The sequence below is a fragment of the Micromonospora sp. WMMD967 genome, from assembly GCF_029626165.1.
GTDB classification, from domain to species: Bacteria; Actinomycetota; Actinomycetes; order Mycobacteriales; family Micromonosporaceae; genus Micromonospora; species Micromonospora taraxaci.
On sequence record NZ_JARUBK010000001.1, the window covers coordinates 6,660,457 to 6,679,719 of the forward strand.

The following is a 19,263-nucleotide window of genomic DNA, read 5'->3' on the forward strand; positions in this document are numbered from 1 at the left end:
GGCCTCAGCTCTTGAGCAGCGCGGTCGAGACCTGCCAGAGCCGCTCGGCGGCCTCCGGGTCCAGCGCGTAGTCAGCGACCCCGGTTCGCTGGCCCGGCTGGGCGGGGGCGGCCTCCTGGCAGTCCTCGAAGTAGCGCCCGCCCACCTCGTCGAGCAGTGGTGACGCGGCGACCAGGACGGAGGTGGCGGCACCCTGCTCGACTGTCTTCCAGGCCGCCGCGTTGCCGCTGCGCAACCGGTTCAGCTCCTCCTCGCTGACGTAGCGCTGCAGGTTGGTCCGGATCGCGCCGGGCATCAGTGAGTTGGTGAAGATGCCGTCGTCGGACCAGCGCCGGGTCGCCTCCACGGCGAACAGCACGTTGGCCGTCTTGGACTGCCCGTACGCCTGCCACGGCTCGTACTCCCGGTTGTCGTACTGGATGTCCTCGAAGACCACCGGTGAGCGCAGGTGGGCGGCGGAGCTGACCGAGACGATCCGGGCCCCGTCCCCGGCCGCGAGCGCCGGGCGGAGCCCGTTGGCGAGCGCGAAGTGCCCCAGGTGGTTGGTGGCGAACTGCATCTCCCAGCCCTGCGGGGTACGGGACAGGGGCGCGGCCATGATGCCGGCGTTGTTGACCAGGATGTGCAGCGGGCCGTCCCAGTTGGCGACGAAGTCGGCGATCGACCCCTGGTCGGCGAGGTCGAGCGGGGCGACCAGGACCCGGTCGTTGCCGGTGGTGCCGGTGATGTCGTCGGCGGCCTTCTGCCCGGCGTCGGGGTTACGGACGGCCAGGGTGACCTCGGCTCCGGCGCTGGCCAAAGCACGGGCGGTCTCCACGCCGATGCCGGACGACCCACCGGTCACGATCGCCCGGCGTCGGACGAGGTCGACGCCCTTGATCACATCCATGGCGGTGGAGTGATGGGTGAACGAGGTGGTGATCGGCTTGTTCGTGGTCATGATCCATCCTTGTCCGGGGTGGGTGGGACCGACCGGCCCGCTGGCCAAGGCGGCAGTCCGGGTGGTTTCCCGGCCCGGGCCGGAGGTAACGCGGGATGCCCCCGCCATCGCTGTTCGCCCCTCCGACCTGCCCGGACGCTGCCAGAGTGGGTGCGTGGGCGGTCACCGGCGGCGTGGGCAGTTGGGACCGGCCGTCCCGATTGCTCCCGGTGCCCGGGTCGACAAGTTCGAGGTCTTCTTCGACCTGGTGTTCGTCTTCTCGTTCTTCATCATCACCAGGGCGACCGCCGCGAACATCTCCGGCCGGCAACTGCTGCACGCCGGGCTGGTGCTCGCCGTGCTCTGGTGGATCTGGGTGGTGCACAGCCTGGTCGCCACCCGGGTCCGGCTTGGCGAGGGCTACGTCCCGGTGCTCATGGTGATCGCGATGGTCGCCCTGTTCGCGTTCGCGTTGGGGCTGCCACAGGCGTTCAGCGACCCGACGGGCGTCGCCGGCGGGCCGATGCTGGTCGCCATCAGCTACGTCGTGGTCCGGGCCGTCCACATGATCCTCTACCAGCACGTGGTGCGGGACAGCCCGCAGGAACGCCGGCAGCTGCGGCGCTTCGCCCCGGAGTTGGCGGTGAGCATCGTGCTGCTGCTGGCCGCCGCGTTGATCCCGCCGCAGATCGGGGACCCCGACAAGGCCGCCCTGGTCCGCGACGGACTGTGGATCACCGTGGTGGTGGTGCAGTACGCCACCGGCTTCATCGTCGGCACCTGGGGCTGGGGGGTGACCAGCGCCGAACACTGGACGGAGCGTTACGACCTCATCCTGATCATCGCGCTGGGTGAGTCCATCATCTCCACGGGGGTGGGCGGCAACCTGCTCGGCAAGCCGGTCACCTGGCCGGCGGTGGCCGCCGCCGCACTCGGCATCGTGATCACCGCCGCCCTCTGGTGGGCGCACTTCGACTTCATCGGACCGGCCGCCCGAATCGCCCTGCACGCGGCGGAGGGCGCCCCCCGGGTGGCCATGGCCCGCGACGCGTACGCGTATCTCTACCTGCTGATGATCGCCGGCGTGATCCTCTTCTCGATCGGCAACGAGGAGATCCTGCACAAGATCACCGATCCGGCCGGCGGGATCGCCGAAGCGGTCGACGGTCCGGCGGTGCCGATGCTCTTCGGCGGACTGATCTGCTACTTCGCCGTCAACCTGGCGTTCCAGCTGCGCACCCTGCACACCGTCAGCTGGACCAGGGTCGGCGTCATAGTGGCGCTCGCAGCCGCACTCCCGATCTGTCAGCACCTGCCGGCGCTGGGCACGCTCACCCTCGCGGCGGTGATCTGTGTGGGCCTGGTGGCGGTGGAGGTGCTGGTGATGTCGCAGTCCCGGCACGCGCTGCGGTCCGCTGTCTTCCAGGAGCGGACCAGCCACGAGGCGCACGAGGCGGCCTGGCGTGCGCGTTGGCACGACGTCCCGGAGAGCGACGAGCCGACGGCTCCCTGAGCGACGGCCCTCGGCTCCCTGAGCGACGGGCCCCGGCGACCGGGCGGCACCGGCCGGTCCGGTCGGGCTAGACTCCGGCGCAGCGTCGCGGTGTACCCGGCACGAAGGCCGCCGTGGACATGGAGGCGCGGGGACAGCATGGGGTTTACGTGCACCCACATGGTTCACCGGCCGACCGGCTCGCCGCTGTCGGCAATCAGATGATCGAGATCCACCTCTGGCTCAGCGCGGAACTGGCCCGTCTCACGGCAGACCTCGACACCCCGTCCCGGGATCTGCGGGCGCACTGCCTGGCCTTCTGCACCGCGCTCGGACGACACCACACCGGTGAGGACGCCGGCGCGTTCCGGTTGCTGGCCGAGCAGGTCCCCGAACTGCGTCCGGTGATCGCGAACCTGATCACCGACCACGAGGTGGTGGCGGGCATCCTGGGGCGGGTCGAGGCGTTACTGGCCGGCGACGTCGCCGTGCCGGTCGACCAGGTGCGCGGTGAGCTGGACGGGTTGGCCGCCCTGCTCCAGTCGCACTTCCGCTACGAGGAGAAGCGGCTGGTCTCCGCCCTGAACGCGCTCACCGGTCGACCCGGGACCGCCGAGGAACTGCTCGGCCTGACCGCGCCACGCCCCGGCTGAGCCGTGACCGACACCCGGATCGCCGATGCGGCGGGGTCCCCGATCCCGGGACACCACCACGTCGGCGCAACGGCCGGTCGCCGCCACCGTCATGACGGCGACGGGCCGGGCAGCCGCTCGTAGTAGCGGATCTTCTCCCGGAGGTGCTCGTACTGGCGCTGGAGCAGGTCCATCTGCTCCTCGACGCGTACCGCGTGGTGTTGCAGCAGCTCACGACGCTCGTCGGCGGTGTGCTCACCCTCGCGGGCCAGTTGGGCGTAGCGGCGCATCTGCGCGATCGGCATCCCGGTGTCGCGCAGGCAACGGAACAGCTCCAGCCAGCCGAGGTCGTCGTCGGTGAAGACCCGCTGCCCGCCCGCCGTCCGGTCCACGTCGGCGAGCAGGCCGATCTTCTCGTAGTACCGCAGGGTGTCCAGACTGAAGCCGCTGCGGCGGGCGGCCTCCGAGGGGGCGTAACCGCTCATGTCGCGCGATCCTAGTGCTTGACCTGGAGCGCGCTCCAGGTTGGAGGCTGGTCCGCATGACGACGACACGAACGTTGGGACGCAGCGGTATCACGGTGAGCGCGATCGGAATGGGGTGCTGGGCCATCGGTGGCCCTCTCTGGGGTACGGACCGGCAGCCGTTCGGCTGGGGCGACGTCGACGACGACGAGTCCATCCGCACCATCCACCGTGCGCTCGACCTCGGGGTGACCCTGTTCGACACGGCCAGCAACTACGGCGCGGGGCACAGCGAGCGGATCCTCGGGCGGGCCCTGGCCGGCCGACGGGACGACGTGGTGATCGCCACGAAGTTCGGCAACGTCAGCGAGGAGGCGACCCGGCGGGCGCTCGGCACCGACGCCAGCCCGGCCTTCGCGGTACGCAGCCTGGAAGACTCGCTGCGCCGGCTCGGCACCGACCACGTCGACCTCTACCAACTGCACATCAACGCGCTCCCGGTGCCCGCCGCGCTCGATCTGGTCGACACCCTGGAGGCCCTGGTCGACCAAGGCAAGATCCGGGCGTACGGCTGGAGCACCGACGACCCGGCCTCGGCGGAGGCGTTCGCGGCCGCCGGCCCGCACTGTGCCGCCATCCAGCACGACGAGTCGGTGCTGCGGGACAACGCGGCGGTGCTGGCGGTCTGCGACACCCACGACCTGGCCAGCCTCAACCGTGGCCCGCTGGCGATGGGGTTGCTCACCGGGTCGACCCGGGCGGTCGGGGCGGACGACGTACGCGGTCGGGCACCGGAGTGGCTGGAGTGGTTCACCGACGGTCGGCCGACGCCCCGCTGGGCGGCACGGGTCGAGCAGGTCCGCGAGGCGCTCACCGCCGACGGTCGGACGCTCGCGCAGGGCGCGCTGGGCTGGCTGTTGGCGCGCAGCCCGCGTACGGTGCCGATCCCTGGCCTACGCACTGTGGCGCAGGCCGACGAGAACCTGGCCACCCTGGCGCTCGGGCCGCTCGACGCCGAGGCGTACGCCGACGTGGAGCGTCTCCTGGCCGACCTGCGTCCGGCCTCGGCGGTCTGACCACCGTGCCAGGCCTCCGGGTGAGGTGGGGACGTCGCGGAACCGGGTGAGCGGGCGGCGAAACGTGTGGTCCGCGGGCTCGACGCATCCAACCTGCCGCCCGTACCCGAAGATATGAGCATGCGGATCCTTCTGGCCGGCGCGTCCGGCTTCCTCGGCACCCGGTTGGCCGATCGCCTGACCGCCGACGGACACCAGATCACCCGGCTGGTCCGGCGGCCGCCGCGTACCCCCGACGAACGGCAGTGGGACCCGGCCGCCGGGCAGCTCGACCCGGCTGCGGTCGCGGAGGCGGACGCGGTGGTCAACCTGGCCGGCGCGGGCGTGGGCGACAAGCGCTGGAACGACGACTACCGGCGGTTGATCCGCACCAGCCGGGTGGACAGCACCACGACGCTGGCGACCACCGTCGCCGGGCTTCCCGCCGGCGACCGCCCGCGGGTGTTGCTCAACTCCTCGGCCGTGGGGTGGTACGGCAACACCGGCGACCGGGCGGTCGAGGAGGACGCGCCGGCCGGTGAGGGCTTCCTGGCCGACGTCTGCCGGGTGTGGGAGGCCGCGACCCGACCGGCCGAGGACGCCGGGGTACGCGTCGTGCGCCTGCGTACCGGCCTGCCGCTGCACCGCGACGGTGGTCTGCTCAAGCCGCAGTTGCTGCCGTTCAAGCTGGGCATCGCGGGCCGGCTGGGTAGCGGCCGGCAGTGGCTGCCGTGGATCTCGATGGAGGACTGGCTGGACGCGACCCGCTTCCTGTTGGACCACGACGAGATCTCCGGCCCGGTCAACGTGGTGGGGCCGAACCCGGTGACGAACGCCGAGTTCACCCGCGAGCTGGCCCGACAGCTGCACCGGCCGGCGATCATGCCGATCCCCGCGCTGGCGCTCAAGGTGGTCCTCGGCGGCTTCGCCCACGAGGCCCTCACCAGCACCAGAGTCCTCCCGACCGTCCTCACCCGAGCCGGCTACGCGTACCACCACAGCACTCTCCCCACCGCCCTGGCCGCGGCCCTGAAGGACTGACCAGCGCCGCCGCCGTTCGCGTTGATCAAGAGGTTTGCGTCATCCGGGAGCCGGAATCTGACGCAAACTTCTTGATCAACGCGGCACGGGAGGGGTCAGCAGCCGATCACCCAGTAGTTGGGGCCGGTCTGCTTGAGGGCGCTGGTGTAGAAGGTGTTGTAGAGCCCCATCCGCTGGTTGGAGCCGTTGGCGTAGGCGTAGCCACCGGACTGGTACGCCCGGCCGGCCGTGACGTGCGCGTAGTTGCTGGCCGTCACGCAGGTCGCCGGCACGGTCGGGGTGGGCGTCGGGGTGACCGTAGTGGTCGGCGTGGGCGTGACCGTCGGGGTGGGGGTCGGGGTGGTGCCGCCGCCGTTCAGACCGAAGAAGAGCGCGTCCCGGTACGTCGAGCAGATGGTGTCCAGGAAGTACGCGCCGGCGGTGCCGCACTGGTCCGCGCCGGAGCCCGGGTCGACCGGGGTGCCGTGGCCCATTCCGGAGACCCGGTAGAGGCGTACGTCGTCGTTGCCGTACACCTCGAGGGTCGTGTTGCCGGGCAGCGACGACGTGCTGCTCGGGGTCTGCGAGACCCCCCGCACGTTGGTCCACTGGTCGCGGGACTCGGTGCCGTTGAGCGGGGTGACTGTGGTGTCCGAGGTGCCGTGCCAGATGGCCACCCGGGGCCGCGGGCCGGTGTAGCCGGAGTACGCGCCGCGCACCAGGTCGCCCCAGGCGGCCGGGGTCTTGTCCGCGCCCGGGTTCATGCAGCTGAACGCGTTGACCATGCTGGTGGCGCAGCGGTACGGGATCCCCGCGATGATCGACCCGGCGGCGAAGACGTCCGGGTAGGTGGCGAGCATGACGGCGCTCATCGCCCCGCCCGCGGACAGACCGCTGACGTAGACCCGGGAGCCGTTCACGCCGAAGTTGGCCTTGGCGTGGTCGACCATCTGCTTGATGGACAGCGCCTCACCCTGACCTCGGGTGGTGTCCCCGGCCTCGAAGAAGTTGAAGCAGGAGTTGGCGTTGTTGCCGGAGGGCTGCTGGGCGACGATCAGCGTGAACTTCCACTGGTCGGCGTACTTCTGCCAACCCGAGTTGGAGAAGTATCCGGAGGCGTTCTGGGTGCAGCCGTGCAGGAGGACGACGGCCGGGGAGTTGGCCGGCAGGTTGTCCGGTCGGTAGGCGTACATGGCGAGGTTGCCCGGGTTGGAGCCGAACCCGGTGACCTGGGTGAGGGTGGCGGCCTGGGCGGGTGCGGCGATGGCGAACACACCGGCCAGGGCCAGGGAGAGCCCGGCGACCGCGCCGATCAGCCGGGTGAGGATGGACGAGGAGCGGCGCACGGCGGCCTCCTGGAAGGGGCGGACTGTGAACTGGGTCACGGTCGAATTGCCGAGACGTTACGACGATGTGTCGCCGCTATGACATGGGGCACACTCACACATTTACGGCGACCGCTGTGTACGTCGAGCCAGCGGCCGCCGGACCGGAAGGGGAACCCACGACAACCGCCGGTCTGACCGGCGTGTCCAGGTCCGGTTGGTAACGTCCGCTGCGTGCCGTCCTCCCCGTCGCTGGCCACCGGGCCCGCGCCAGCGTCACCGCCGCGCGTCGTCCGAGATCGCCGGGCCGACCTGATCGTCGTGGTGGTGGCGCTCGCGCTCGCCGTCTGGGTGACGAGTGGCCTGTGGCGGGACCCGAACACCCGCACCATCACCGTCAACTCCAGCGACCAGGCTCTCTTCGAGTGGCTGCTGGCCTTCGGCGGGCACGCGGTCACCCACGGCGACAACCCGCTCTTCACCTACCTGATCAACGTCCCGGACGGGGTGAACCTCGCGGTCAACACCTCGATCACGGTGTACGCGGTGGTGTTCGCACCGCTCACGTACCTCATCGGGCCGCCGGCGACGTTCCTGGTGATCCTCACCCTGAACCTGTTCGCCACCGCGCTGGTCTGGTACTGGTTCCTCTCCCGGCACCTGGTCCGCAGCCGGCTTGCCGCCGGGATCGGCGCCCTGTTCATCGCCTACTCCCCCGGCATGGTGTCGCACGCCAACGCCCACCTGAACTGGACCGCCGGTTGGCTGGTGCCGCTGCTGATCTGGCGGCTGTTCGCGCTGCGCCGGGCGGGGCACTGGCTCCGCGACGGAGTGATCCTCGGCGTGCTGGTGGCGGTGGCCTTCTCGATCGCCGCCGAAGGGCTCTTCTTCACCGCGCTGGCGCTCGGGGTGTTCGTCGCCGTCTGGTCACTGCATCCGGCCAACCGCGCCGAGGCACGCGCCGTGCTGCCCGCCTTCCTGCGCGGGCTCGGGGTGACCGCAGTGGTCGCCGGCGTGCTGCTGTCGTACCCGCTGTGGTTGCACTTCGCCGGACCGCAACGGTTCCACGGCACAGGATTCGACCCGGTGATCCATTCCGAGGACATCGCGGCGTTCGCCGCCTTCCCACGCCGCTCACTGGCCGGTGAGGCGGGGCTCGGCACCTCGCTCGCACCGAACCCGACGGAGGAGAACTCCTTCTTCGGTATCCCGCTGCTGATCCTCACAGTGGTCTGCTTCGTCGCGCTCTGGCGACGGGCCGACGCGAGCCGGCGGGCCACCCTCTGGGCGCTGGGCGCCCTCGCGCTGATCTTCTCGGTGCTCTCCTTCGGCCCGGTCGCCAAGGTCGACGGGCGCCGCACCGACCTGCCCATGCCGTTCGACGTGCTCGGCCAACTTCCGGTGGTGAACGCCGCGCTGCCCGCCCGGCTGGCGCTGATCGTCGCACCGGTGATCGGGCTGGTGCTGGCGTACGCCGTCGACCAGTTGCGCGCCGCGCCGCCCCGGCACCGCTCCACGGAGTTGGCCTGGCTGATCGGGTTCGCGGTGGCCCTGGTGCCGTTGCTGCCCACCCCGCTGCTGACCGACGAGCGGGAACCCATCCCACGATTCATCACCTCCGGCACCTGGCGGGAGTACGTCTCACCGGACGGTGTGCTCACACCGGTGCCGCTGACCGTCGACATCTACCCGGACGGCCAGCGCTGGCAGGCGTACGCGTTGTCGCACCGGCAGGGCGAGTTCGCCATTCCCGGCGGCTTCTTCCTCGGCCCCGGCGGGCCGGACGGGCGTGGCCGGATCGGCCCGGTCCCGCGCACCCTCAGCGCCCTGATGGACCAGGCCGGTCGCACCGGCCTGGTGCCGATCATCACCGACGGGACCATCCGGGAGGTCCAGTCGGACCTGCGGCACTGGCGGATCGAGACGGTGGTGCTCGCCGACGAGGTGCACGGCGCGAAGTTCGAGGTCGACGAGGAGGCGCTGCGGCGTACCGGGACCGCCCTGTTCGGCGAACCGCAACGGGTCGACGACGTGTGGCTCTGGCGCATCCCGTCCGCCGACCGATGATCCGCCGACTTCGGGTGTGACCAGACCCTGGTGAGGCGGCTCACCAGGGATGATAGCCCCGGACGGGACTAGGCTGGTTGCCGTGACAACGACGACCCCCGGCCTGACGGCCGTCCGTGCCGGTCTGCTCGACTACCAGGCCGCCTGGGACGAGCAGCGGAGCCTGCACGAGTCGGTGGTGGCGGGCGAGCGCGGCGACACGGTGCTGCTGCTGGAGCACCCGAGCGTCTACACAGCGGGCAAGCGCACCGAACCGTGGGACCGGCCCATGGACGGCACCCCGGTCGTCGACGTGGACCGCGGCGGCAAGATCACCTGGCACGGGCCGGGGCAGCTCGTCGGTTACCCGATCCTGCGCCTGCCCGACCCGGTGGACGTGGTCGCCTACGTGCGCCGCACCGAAGAGCTGCTCATCGACGTGTGCGCGGAGTTCGGGCTGACCGCTGGTCGGGTCGAGGGGCGCAGCGGGGTCTGGGTGCCCGCTGACGACCGAGGGCCGGCCCGCAAGGTGGCGGCCATCGGCATCCGGGTGGCCCGGGGCGTCACCCTGCACGGCTTCTCGATCAACTGTGACTGCGACCTGACGTACTTCGACCGGATCGTGCCGTGCGGCATCCGCGACGCGGGCGTCACCTCGCTCACCGCCGAGCTGGGCCGCCCGATCACCGTCGCCGACGTGCTCCCGGTGGTCGAGCGCCGGCTGTCCACCCTGATCGAAATCTGAGCGCACAGCCGGCGCACGGCCCTACGGGGTGAGTCGGTGCAGGTCGCGCGGGAACGCGGTGACCTCCCGGATGTTCGCCGCGCCGACCAGGCGGGCGACGAAGCGTTCCAGGCCGATGGCGAAGCCACCGTGCGGCGGCATGCCGTGCCGGAACGCGTCAAGATAGCCGGCGTACGGCTCGGTCGGCTCGCCCCGGGCCGCCAACGCCGCCAGGTAGTCGGCGTGCCGGTGCAACCGCTGCCCGCCGGTGACCAGCTCCAGACCACGGAAGAGCAGGTCGAACCCGTTCGAGTACGCGGGCCGCGCCGGGTCGGGGTGGGTGTAGAACGGTCGCTTCGCCATCGGGTAGCCGGTGACGAAGACGAAGTCCGACCCGTGTTCGCGGCGGGCCCACTCGCCCAGTGCCCGTTCATGGGCGGGCGCGAGGTCCGGCTCGTCGGCGGGCGCACCGGCGATCGCCAGCGCCTCGGTGAAGTGCACCGCCGGGATCTCCGCCGGCACGACCGGCACGTCGACGCCGAGCGTGGTCAGCGCGCCCCCGGCCCGCTCACCGACCGTGTCCAGCATCCCGGCCACCGTGTCGCGCAGCACCCGCATCACGTCGGAGTGGTCGACGACGAAACCCAGCTCCGCGTCGAGCGAGGTGTACTGCGCGAGGTGCCGGACGGTGTCGTGCGGCTCGGCCCGGAAGACCGGTCCCACCTCGTAGACCCGTTCGAAGACACCGACCATCAGTTGCTTGTAGAACTGCGGTGACTGGGCCAGGTACGCGGGCCCGCCGAACCAGTCCAGCGCGAAGACGTTCGCCCCGCTCTCGGTGGAGGAGCTGACGACCTTCGGGGTGTGGATCTCCACGAACCGCTGGGCGTCGAGGGCGGTCCGGAACCCGGCCACCGCCGCCGCCGAGATCCGTAGCGCGGACGACCGGGTCGGGTGTCGCAACGCGGTCGGGGCGTTGTCCAGCTGGGTGGGCAGGCTCGCGGTGAGCGCCGGCCGGTACAGGTCGAACGGTGGTGGCACGGCGGGCGGCCCGAGTGGTCGTACCCTCGGGTCGGTCAGCTCGACCCCGGCGGGCGCGGTGTCGTTCGCGGTGACCGTCGCGGTCACCTCGATGACCGTCTCCTCGGTGAGTTTCTCCAGGTCGGCGCGGACGGCCGGGTCGGTGACGACCACCTGGGCCAAGCCGGCGGCGTCCCGCACGATCAGGAAGGCCACCGACTTGAGCAGTCGGCGGCGGTGCACCCAGCCGGCGATACGCACGGTCTCGCCGATCCGGGCGGGCAGGTCGTGGGACAGGGTTCTCTGCATGGCGTGCTGCTCCTCGGTCGATCGCCACGCCATCGCCGCCCTGGGGAAGCGATGCGTCGCGTCAGCCCCAGGGAGGTGTGGGCGAGCGGGATCCTCGCGGTGCCACCACACCTTCACCCCCGCCGGAGCGGGGGCCTCGTTCGTCGCCTGATGACCGGGGCCAACCGGGCGGGCTCTACTAGGCGTTGCGGCCGTTCTGCCCGCAGCTCGGGAGGGTCTTCACGCACCGGCGCCAGACCGCCTCTCAGCACCGGCGGCTCTCTGCACTGGCGGGTCGGGGCGCTACTCGGCTCCGTCGTCGCTGTTGGCGCTGACCGTAGCACCCGAAACCCTCTCGTGTGACGCCCATTTTCGACATGCCGGTGTCCGGCGTCACAACATCTGCGGCGTGACGCCGGTCGCCCGACGCACATAGACACCCGCCGTCCGGCGTAGGCTCGTTTTCGTGACGATCGAGCACTCCGCGCCGACGACCGGCCAGGCAGCGCGTACCGCAACGGCGGCCCCCGAGGGGCGACGCCTGCTGCGGATCGAGGCGCGCAACGCCGAGACGCCGATCGAGCGCAAACCGCCATGGATCAAGGTCAAGGCCAAGATGGGGCCGGAGTACACCCAACTGCGCGGGCTCGTCTCGCGCGAAGGGCTGCACACCGTCTGCCAGGAGGCCGGCTGCCCCAACATCTACGAGTGCTGGGAAGACCGGGAAGCCACCTTCCTCATCGGTGGTGACCAGTGCACCCGACGCTGCGACTTCTGCCAGATCGACACCGGCAAGCCGGCCGAGTTCGACGCCGACGAGCCGCGTCGCGTGGCCGAGTCGGTGGTCTCGATGGGCCTTCGCTACGCGACCATCACCGGCGTCGCCCGCGACGACCTGCCCGACGGCGGCGCGTGGCTGTACGCCGAGACCGTCCGGCAGATCCACGCCCTCCAGCCCGGCTGCGGCGTCGAGCTGCTGATCCCGGACTTCAACGCCGTCCCCGAGCAGCTGGCCGAGGTCTTCGGTTCCCGCCCGGAGGTGCTGGCCCACAACGTGGAGACCGTGCCGCGCATCTTCAAGCGCATCCGCCCGGCCTTCCGCTACGACCGTTCGCTGGACGTGATCCGGCAGGCCCGCGCCGACGGCCTGGTCACCAAGAGCAACCTCATCCTGGGCATGGGCGAGGAGCGGGCCGAGGTCTCGCAGGCGCTGCGCGACCTGCACGACGCCGGCTGTGAGCTGATCACCATCACCCAGTACCTGCGCCCCTCCCCCCGGCACCACCCGGTGACCCGTTGGGTCAAGCCGGAGGAGTTCGTCGAGCTGCGCGAGGAGGCCGAGGAAATCGGCTTCGCCGGGGTGATGAGCGGGCCGCTGGTGCGCTCGTCGTACCGGGCCGGCCGGCTCTACCAGCAGGCCATCGACGCCCGCGCCGCCGCGTCGGTCGTCACCGCCGGCTGACCCACCGGCAGCGCCGCACGGACCGTGCGGCGCCCGGGTGTCATGATCGTGCGATGACCGCCGGGGTACGCGAGCAGCCACGCGACGCAGGTCGTCCGCGGGCCGTCGCACACCTCGGACCGGCCGGCTGGCTCACCGCGTTCGTGCTGCTCGCCGGCGTGGGTTACCGCCTCTGGCTGCTGGCACACGCGACACCGCCGACGAACAGCGACGAGGCCACCATGGGGCTGGCCGCGCTGCACATCGCCCGGGGCGAGGACTTCCCGGTCTGGTTCTACGGCCAGCAGTACATGGGCACGCTGGAGGCGTACCTGGCCGCACCGGTGTTCGCGCTGGCCGGTGAGCCGTCGCTGGTCGGTCTGCGACTGCCCACGCTGGTGCTGTACGTGGTGTTCCTGCTGCTGGCCTGGCGGTTGACACTGCGACTGACCGGGGACCGGTGGTTCGGGCTGCTGGTGGTGGCGCTGTTGGCGCTCGGCTCCGACCGGATCGTCAAGAACCAGCTCATCGCCGGCGGCGGGTACCCCGAGATGAACGCGGCCGGCGTGGCGCTGGCCGTACTCGCCGTGGACCTGGCCACCGGCCGGGCGGGCCCGCGGCTGGCCCGCTGGGCGACGTGGGGTTTCCTGGCCGGCCTGATGCTCTGGGTCGACCCACTCGTGCTCCCGTACGTGGTGGCGACCGGGGCGGTGCTCGTCGGGTTCCGCCGGCGGGAGCTGTGGGGTGCGGCCGGGGCGCTGCTCGGGGCGGCGGCCGTGCTGGGGGCGGCCCCGCTGCTGCTGCACAGCCTGCTGGACGGACGCAACCCGCTGCACGCGGTGCTCGCCGCCAGCGGTGCCAACGCCACCGCCGGTTGGGCCGACCGGCTGCACGGCGGCCTGCTGCTCGGCCCGTCGCTGGGGATGGGCTTCTGCGACCCGGGGCGATGCGCCAGCTGGCAACTCTGGTGGGCGCTCGCCCTGCCGCTGCTGCTGGCCCTCGGCGCGGTCAGCGCCTGGCGCGCACTGCGCTCGCCCATCCCGGCGGATTCCGCCGGCGCAGCTGAGCCTGCCGGCGCCTCGGACTCCGCCGGCGCTGCCGAGTCCGGGGTGTCGGCCCGGGTGGCGGCGGCGGTCCGGCTGGCGCTCGTGCTGGCCGCGGTGGCCACTGTGGGCGCGTACACGGTGAGCAGTTCCGCCGGCCTGACCCCGGTGGAGAGTTCCCGCTACCTGTCCTGCCTGCTCATCTCCCTACCGGCGCTGCTCTGGCCGGTGTGGACGGTGGCCCGGGACGGGCTTCGTCCGGTGGCGACCGGCCGGCGCGGAGTCTCCTCGACGGTGGCCCGTTCGGTCGCGCTGGCCCGTTCGGTCGCTGTGGTGTTGCTGGTCGCCACGGTGGGCACCGCCGCTCACGCCACCTGGCGGGCAGCGCAGACCGCACCGACGACCCGGGCCGCCGAGGCCCGGCACACCGAGTTGGTCAGCACCCTGCGTCAGCTCGGCGTACGACACGTCCGCGCCGGCTACTGGACCTGCAACCGGCTCATCTTCGCCAGCGCGGAGCGGGTCGTCTGCGCGGTCGTCGACGACAGTCTGCGCCCCGGCTTCGACCGCTACCCCGCCTACCGGCGGGAGGTGGACGAGGCGGCAGCGCCGGCCTGGGTGGCACCGGCCGGATCGCCGTTGGCGGACGTGCTGGACGAGCGTCAGCGCGCGGGCGACCTGGACCTGGTCACGATCGACGGCTGGCGGATCTACCTGCCTCGGTGACCGGGTCAGCGCGACGCTGTGGTTTCGCTGAGCAGGCCGAGGCGGTGGGCCAGGGCGGCGGCCTCCACGCGGTTGGTCACGTCCAGCTTCGCGATGATCCGAGAGACGTGCACGCTCGCCGTCTTCGGGGAGATGAACAGCTGCTCGGCGATCCGGCTGTTGCTGTGCCCCTCGGCGACCAGTCTCAGCACCTCCCGCTCCCGCGCGGTCAGCAGATCGGTGCCCGCCCCGCCCTGCCCGAGGGTGCGCAGGCCGACCCGCCGTGCCAGGGTGCCGGCCGCCTCCACCAGCGGTACCGCCCCCAGTCGCTGACCGATCTCGGCGGCCTCGGTGACCGCCGCCGCCGTCTCGTCGCGCTCACCGGCGGCGGCAGCCGCCTCGGCCAGCGCCACCAACGCACGGCCCAGCGGGTAGGGCTGCCCGTCGGCCCGCCACGCCTCGACCGCCGTACGCCAGGCCGGCAGTGCCTGGTCGCCGACCGCGAGCAGCGCGGTGACCTGGGCTGCGTGGGCCCGCGCCGCCGGGTGCCGGGCGGGCAGGTCGGCGGCGAGCGCCGCCACGGCCACCGCAAGGTCGCGGTCACCGACCCGGGCTGCGGTACGCGCTACCGCGCTGAGCACCGGCCACCCCTCCCGGGGGAGCTGCGGCAGGCTGTCGTCGGCCACGGCGACGCGGGCGGCCCGGACCGCCTCGACCTTGTCGTCGCTGGCCAGCGCGGCCTCGATCGCCAGTTCGTGCAGGGGCAGGCGGTGGTTCGGCCACAGGTAGGGCCGGCCGAGGAAGGTGAGCGCCCGGTCGACCAGCTCGTCGGCGCCCGGGCGTGCGCGGGCCAGCCGCAGTCCGGCGCTCAGTTGGAGCCAGTGCAGCCCGGTGACACCGGACAGGTCGATCCGGGCGGCCTCCGCGCACACCGCCTCGGCCTCGTCCCACCGGCCCAACGCGATCAACGCCTCGGCCCTGTTGGACAGGAGGTACGCCCCGGTGGAGCGGCTGATGCCCACCCGCCGCGCTTCGGTCACGCCGGCCTCGGCAGCCTGCGCGGACTCGGCGTAGCGGCCCAGCTCGCAGAGCATGTCCGACTCGAACACCAGGGCGAGCACCAGGGCCGGGGCGTCCCCCGCCGCACGGGCAGCGGCGGCCGCCCGGCCCAACTCGACCAGCCCTCCGGTCAGGTCCCGCTCGCCGTGGCACAGCAGTGCGATCCGCGTCGACAGCAGGGCAGAGTGTGCGCCGGGCGCCTCGGCGTCGTCGGCGGCCTCGGCGGCGACCCGGGCCGCCTTCTGCGGGTCGATCTTGACCAGGTGCGCGGCGATCTCGGCCAGCAGCCGGGCCCGCTCCGCGCTCTGCGGGCTGGCGGACGCCAGCCGGTACGCCTCGTCCAGCTCCCGGCCACCGTCACTCTTGCCGAGCAGGGCCATCAGTCGGCCGCTCTGGTCCAGCAGGCGGGCGGCCCGCAGCGGCGCGGCGTCGGCGTCCACCTCGGCCAGTCCGGCCCGGGTCAGGGTCTTGGCCCGGCTGAAGTCGCCGGCGGTGACCGCCGCGTCCAGGGTCTGCTCCAGCAACGCCAGGTGGTCCATGCCGAGCAGGTCGGCGGCGTCGGGCACCAACTCCCACAGCTCCAACGCCCGCTCCAGCAGCCGGCGCTGCTCGGCGTACGCGTACCGCTCCGCGGCGGCGCAGGCCGCGGCCTTCGCGGCGACGAGGGCACGCGGGTGGTCGTGCGCGGCGTGCCAGTGGTGGGCGATCTCGGCCGGGGCCCGCCCGGCGGCGACCAGGTGCGGCTGCGCCTCGATCGCGGCGGCGAAGCGGGCGTGCAGCCGGGCGTGCTCGCCGGGGAGCAACTCGTCGTGTACGGCCTCGCGGACCAGCGCGTGCCGGAACTCGTAGTCACCGTCGCGGTCGGCCACCACCAGCTGGGCGGCGACGGCGGCGCGCAGTGCCTCCTCCAGCTCGACGTCGGGCAACCCGGCGACCTCGGCGATCAGGTCGTGGGCGAACCGGGTGCCTCCGGCGGCGGCGATGCGCAGCACCCGTTGGGCCGGCTCGGGAAGGCGCTCCACCCGGGCCAACAGCAGGTCACGCAGCGTCTCGGGGAGCGCGGCGCAGCCCACCGGGTCACCGGCGACGGCCAACTCCTCGATGAAGAACGGGTTGCCCTGGGTGCGGTTGTGGACGTCGTCGACGGCACGGGCGGGTGGCTCGGCACCGAGCAGGTCGGCGAGGATCGCCGCGGTGCCGTCACGGTCCAGACGGCCCAGTTCGACCCGCTCCACACCACGCGCCCGGTCCAGTTCGGCGAGGAACGGACGCAGCGGATGCCCACGCTGCAACTCGTCGGTGCGGTAGGTGCAGACCAACAGCAGCCGGCCCGGCCGGGCTGCCCGGACCAGGAAGCCGATCAGGTCCCGAGTGGACCGGTCGGCCCAGTGCAGATCCTCGATGATCAGGACCAGCGGGCAGGCGTCGGCGAGCCGCAGGAACAACTCGGCAACCAGGTCGAACAGGTAGCCGCGCGGGGCGTCGCCCAGCGGCAGGGCACGCGGGCCGGCCAGCGCCGCGGACGCCCGGCCCAGCTCCGGCAGCAGCGGCGCGAACTCGGCCTCGTAGCCGGCGAAGACCTCGGGGCCGTCCGCGCGGAGCACCGCACGCAGCGCGGCGGCGAACGGAGCGAACGGCAGGCCGGCCTCGCCCAACTCCAGGCACTGACCGACGAGCACCCGGGCCGTGCCGCCGACGGCCTGGCCGGCGAACTCCTCCAGCAGCCGCGTCTTACCCACGCCCGCCTCACCACCGACCAGCACCGTGGTCGGCTCGCCCGCCCGGGCACGGCCCAGCGCGTCCCGCAGTGCCGCGATCTCGCGTTGGCGGCCGACGAGGACGGAGCTGGCTGCGCGTACGGTCACATGGTCGAGCATGCCATGACGGCCCGCGCCGCCCGCCCCGCCGATCGGCCGGTGTCCGAGCAGCGGGGCGGGTTCGAGTCGACCGCGGTGTGCGGCGGACGGGCTCGACCGGAGGTCGGGCTCGACTCCGGCGGCTGACCTGGTGGGGGCGGTCACCGGCGGGCGTCGCCGGTGCGGCCGGCCTGCCTGCGCCGACCCAGCCAACCTCTACTGACCGGGCGGGACAGCGACCGCGCGAGCCGGTCCGCCGCCGCGTCGGCGCGCAACTCGGCGGCGTGGGAACGGTGCAGGGTGAGCAGGAAATCTACGTCGTTGCCGAACATGTCGGGCTCCTTCGTCGTGTCGTCGTTGTCTGCTGACGACTCTTCGCGCGAAGGCCCCACCCGGGCATGGGCACGACGCCTCATCTTCCCGGTCGGCACCCTCCTTACCCGTCCGGTCCGGGTGCCTGAGGCGACGTAAGGTACTCAGTTGCCCCGGCACCCGGACGCGGATCAACGGGGCAGGCGGCGACCACTAGACTCTTCGGCATGGCAAAGCCCCAGGAGAAGGTCTCGTTCGGCCAGCGGCTGAAGCAGATCGGGATGGTGTTCCAGTTCACCGCCAAGCAGGACCGGTGGTTCGCGCCGCTGGTCGCCGCCGCGGTGCTGCTCCCGCTCGCCCTCACCGTGGTCGCGGTCATCCTCTGGGGCTGGATCTGGCTGCCGCTGGGCATCCTGTTCATCCTGCTCGCGGTGCTGATCGTGCTCAACCTGCGGTCCAACAAGGCGATGATGAACGCCGCCGAGGGGCAGCCCGGCGCGGCGGCGCAGATCATGGAAAACATGCGCGGCGACTGGCGGGTGACCCCGGCGGTCAGCTCGACCACCCAGATGGACATGGTCCACCTGGTCATCGGCCGCCCGGGCGTGATCCTGCTGGCCGAAGGCAACCCGCAGCGGGTGCGTGGCCTGCTCGGGCAGGAGAAGCGGCGGCTGTCCAAGGTGATCGGCTCCGCTCCCCTGCACGACTACGTGATCGGGCAGCAAGAGGGCGAGCTGCCCATCCGCAAGCTCCGGACGACACTGCTGCGCCTGCCCCGCGCCCTCTCCGGCAAGGACGTCAACTCGCTGGACAAGCGCCTCAAGGCGCTCACCGCCCGGCCGCAGATGCCCAAGGGCGCGATCCCGAAGAACATGCGCCCGCCGGGTGCCTTCCGCCAGTCGCGGGGCCGCTGACCCCTCTCGACGTACGCCGACAAGAGCCGGACCCGCACGGGCCCGGCTCTTTTCGCGTCGCTGCGCCCTGCGCCCTGCGCCCCGCGCCCCGCGCCCCGCGCCCCGCGCCCCGCGCCCCGCGCCCCGCGCCCCGCGCCCCGCGCCCCGCGCCCCGCGCCCCGCGCCCCGCGCCCCGCGCCCAAGATCCTCACAACATCGGCGATGTTGCTGCCTCCGACACGCAGGAGACACCAACATCCCCGATGTTGCGCGGATCTTGGCGACGAGTCGCGCGGTGGCGGGCGCAGGGGGTCTGATCAGCCGCGGGGTGCGTCGACGATGACCGAGTCGGCGAGCCGGTCGTGCAGCCCTCGGCGGTGCTCGTCCATGATCAGCGCGGGGACGACGAGGGCCAGCAGCAGGCCCCGGATCAACCCTCGGAGCACTCCGATGCGGCCGCCGTCGTGCCAGTTCACGCAGCGGATCTTCGTGATGTACATGCCGGGGGTCTGGGCGAACAGGCCGAGAAAGAAGCCGTACACCAGGACCAGCACCAGCACCGGCGCCCAGCCGTCGCGGACCGGATCGGCGAAGAAGTTGGACACCAGCAGGCAGAGCACCCAGTCGATGATCAGCGCCCCGAACCGTCGCCCGAGGGTCGGCGGGGTGAAGGTGGGGTCGGTGGCTGGCGCTGCCGGTGTGTGCGGATTGGTCACAGCGGTCAAGGGTATCCGCGCCGGAACGAGGGCTTGCCGGGTGCCGCCGCCACTGTGTGCCGATTCAGGCTAAACGCATCAGATGTCATTAGACTGGCACAGTCGGTACGGCGCTCGCAGCGGGCCGAGGCGTCGACCGGAGTGTCGCTGACGCTCCGCGAGGGACGTAACACGGCAGAAACAACGGAGACACGGCCGGGCAACCCCCCGGCCCTAGCGTCGCCAGAAGCCTAGCCACCCCGTGGACGTGCCA

17 protein-coding genes are annotated in these 19,263 nt (G+C 72.2%); 10 read left to right on the forward strand and 7 right to left on the reverse strand.

All coding sequences use genetic code 11. The annotated features are described in order from the left end of the window. Positions 1-4: 4 nt before the first annotated feature. Positions 5-940, reverse strand: coding sequence for an SDR family NAD(P)-dependent oxidoreductase (locus tag O7631_RS29865; RefSeq protein ID WP_278147311.1), 936 nt, complete (start codon positions 938-940; stop codon positions 5-7). Positions 941-1,094: 154 nt separating this feature from the next. Here O7631_RS29865 and O7631_RS29870 point away from each other — a divergent pair, with 154 nt between their 5' ends. Together O7631_RS29870 and O7631_RS29875 are read left to right on the forward strand one after the other, a co-directional pair. Beyond that, complete coding sequence (locus tag O7631_RS29870) at positions 1,095-2,432, forward strand: low temperature requirement protein A (protein ID WP_278147313.1); 1,338 nt, start codon at positions 1,095-1,097, stop codon at positions 2,430-2,432. Between the two features lie 149 nt (positions 2,433-2,581). Then, positions 2,582-3,064, forward strand: coding sequence for a hemerythrin domain-containing protein (locus O7631_RS29875; protein WP_278147315.1), 483 nt, complete (start codon positions 2,582-2,584; stop codon positions 3,062-3,064). A gap of 89 nt (positions 3,065-3,153) precedes the next feature. Here O7631_RS29875 and O7631_RS29880 read toward each other — a convergent pair whose 3' ends face one another. Beyond that, positions 3,154-3,528 carry a MerR family transcriptional regulator gene (locus O7631_RS29880; protein WP_278147316.1) on the reverse strand — a complete coding sequence of 125 codons (375 nt, stop codon included), beginning with the start codon at positions 3,526-3,528 and terminating at the stop codon, positions 3,154-3,156. Positions 3,529-3,584: 56 nt separating this feature from the next. On the opposite strand from O7631_RS29880, the gene O7631_RS29885 reads away from it, so the two are divergent. Together O7631_RS29885 and O7631_RS29890 are read left to right on the forward strand one after the other, a co-directional pair. Then, a complete protein-coding gene (locus tag O7631_RS29885; RefSeq protein WP_278147317.1) occupies positions 3,585-4,583 on the forward strand; it encodes an aldo/keto reductase in 999 nt (332 codons plus the stop codon). Positions 4,584-4,703: 120 nt separating this feature from the next. Beyond that, positions 4,704-5,603, forward strand: a complete 900-nt coding sequence (locus O7631_RS29890; protein WP_278147319.1) for a TIGR01777 family oxidoreductase — start codon at positions 4,704-4,706, stop codon at positions 5,601-5,603. A gap of 95 nt (positions 5,604-5,698) precedes the next feature. Here O7631_RS29890 and O7631_RS29895 read toward each other — a convergent pair whose 3' ends face one another. After that, complete coding sequence (locus tag O7631_RS29895; RefSeq protein WP_278148061.1) at positions 5,699-6,928, reverse strand: PHB depolymerase family esterase; 1,230 nt, start codon at positions 6,926-6,928, stop codon at positions 5,699-5,701. A gap of 213 nt (positions 6,929-7,141) precedes the next feature. Between O7631_RS29895 and O7631_RS29900 the strand changes: the two genes are divergently transcribed. Continuing rightward, positions 7,142-8,974: a DUF2079 domain-containing protein gene (locus tag O7631_RS29900; RefSeq protein ID WP_278147320.1), complete on the forward strand. Its 1,833-nt coding sequence runs from the start codon at positions 7,142-7,144 to the stop codon at positions 8,972-8,974. A gap of 82 nt (positions 8,975-9,056) precedes the next feature. Beyond that, positions 9,057-9,698 (forward strand): lipoyl(octanoyl) transferase LipB, encoded by a 642-nt coding sequence (gene lipB, locus O7631_RS29905; RefSeq protein ID WP_088988311.1) that lies wholly within the window; start codon positions 9,057-9,059, stop codon positions 9,696-9,698. 21 nt (positions 9,699-9,719) lie between these two features. Here the strand turns inward: lipB and aspS are convergent, their stop codons facing one another. Further along, positions 9,720-11,006 (reverse strand): aspartate--tRNA(Asn) ligase, encoded by a 1,287-nt coding sequence (aspS, locus tag O7631_RS29910; protein WP_278147321.1) that lies wholly within the window; start codon positions 11,004-11,006, stop codon positions 9,720-9,722. A gap of 445 nt (positions 11,007-11,451) precedes the next feature. Between aspS and lipA the strand changes: the two genes are divergently transcribed. Further along, the gene (gene lipA / locus O7631_RS29915) at positions 11,452-12,447 is read left to right on the forward strand and encodes a lipoyl synthase (protein ID WP_145779627.1); all 996 of its coding nucleotides are present in this window, start codon (positions 11,452-11,454) and stop codon (positions 12,445-12,447) included. Positions 12,448-12,500: 53 nt separating this feature from the next. Next, positions 12,501-14,195 (forward strand): hypothetical protein, encoded by a 1,695-nt coding sequence (locus tag O7631_RS29920; protein ID WP_278147322.1) that lies wholly within the window; start codon positions 12,501-12,503, stop codon positions 14,193-14,195. Positions 14,196-14,200: 5 nt separating this feature from the next. On the opposite strand, the gene O7631_RS29925 is transcribed toward O7631_RS29920, so the two are convergent. Beyond that, on the reverse strand, positions 14,201-17,098 hold the full coding sequence (locus O7631_RS29925; RefSeq protein ID WP_278147323.1) for a helix-turn-helix transcriptional regulator: 2,898 nt from the start codon (positions 17,096-17,098) through the stop codon (positions 14,201-14,203). Here O7631_RS29925 and O7631_RS29930 point away from each other — a divergent pair, their 5' ends adjacent. Further along, complete coding sequence (locus O7631_RS29930; protein WP_278147324.1) at positions 17,099-17,236, forward strand: hypothetical protein; 138 nt, start codon at positions 17,099-17,101, stop codon at positions 17,234-17,236. Between the two features lie 14 nt (positions 17,237-17,250). Here O7631_RS29930 and O7631_RS29935 read toward each other — a convergent pair whose 3' ends face one another. After that, positions 17,251-17,421 carry a hypothetical protein gene (locus O7631_RS29935; protein ID WP_278147325.1) on the reverse strand — a complete coding sequence of 57 codons (171 nt, stop codon included), beginning with the start codon at positions 17,419-17,421 and terminating at the stop codon, positions 17,251-17,253. Positions 17,422-17,628: 207 nt separating this feature from the next. On the opposite strand from O7631_RS29935, the gene O7631_RS29940 reads away from it, so the two are divergent. Beyond that, positions 17,629-18,315 carry a DUF4191 domain-containing protein gene (locus tag O7631_RS29940; protein WP_278147327.1) on the forward strand — a complete coding sequence of 229 codons (687 nt, stop codon included), beginning with the start codon at positions 17,629-17,631 and terminating at the stop codon, positions 18,313-18,315. A gap of 296 nt (positions 18,316-18,611) precedes the next feature. Here the strand turns inward: O7631_RS29940 and O7631_RS29945 are convergent, their stop codons facing one another. Further along, positions 18,612-19,010, reverse strand: a complete 399-nt coding sequence (locus O7631_RS29945) for an RDD family protein (RefSeq protein WP_278147328.1) — start codon at positions 19,008-19,010, stop codon at positions 18,612-18,614. Positions 19,011-19,263 lie beyond the last annotated feature (253 nt).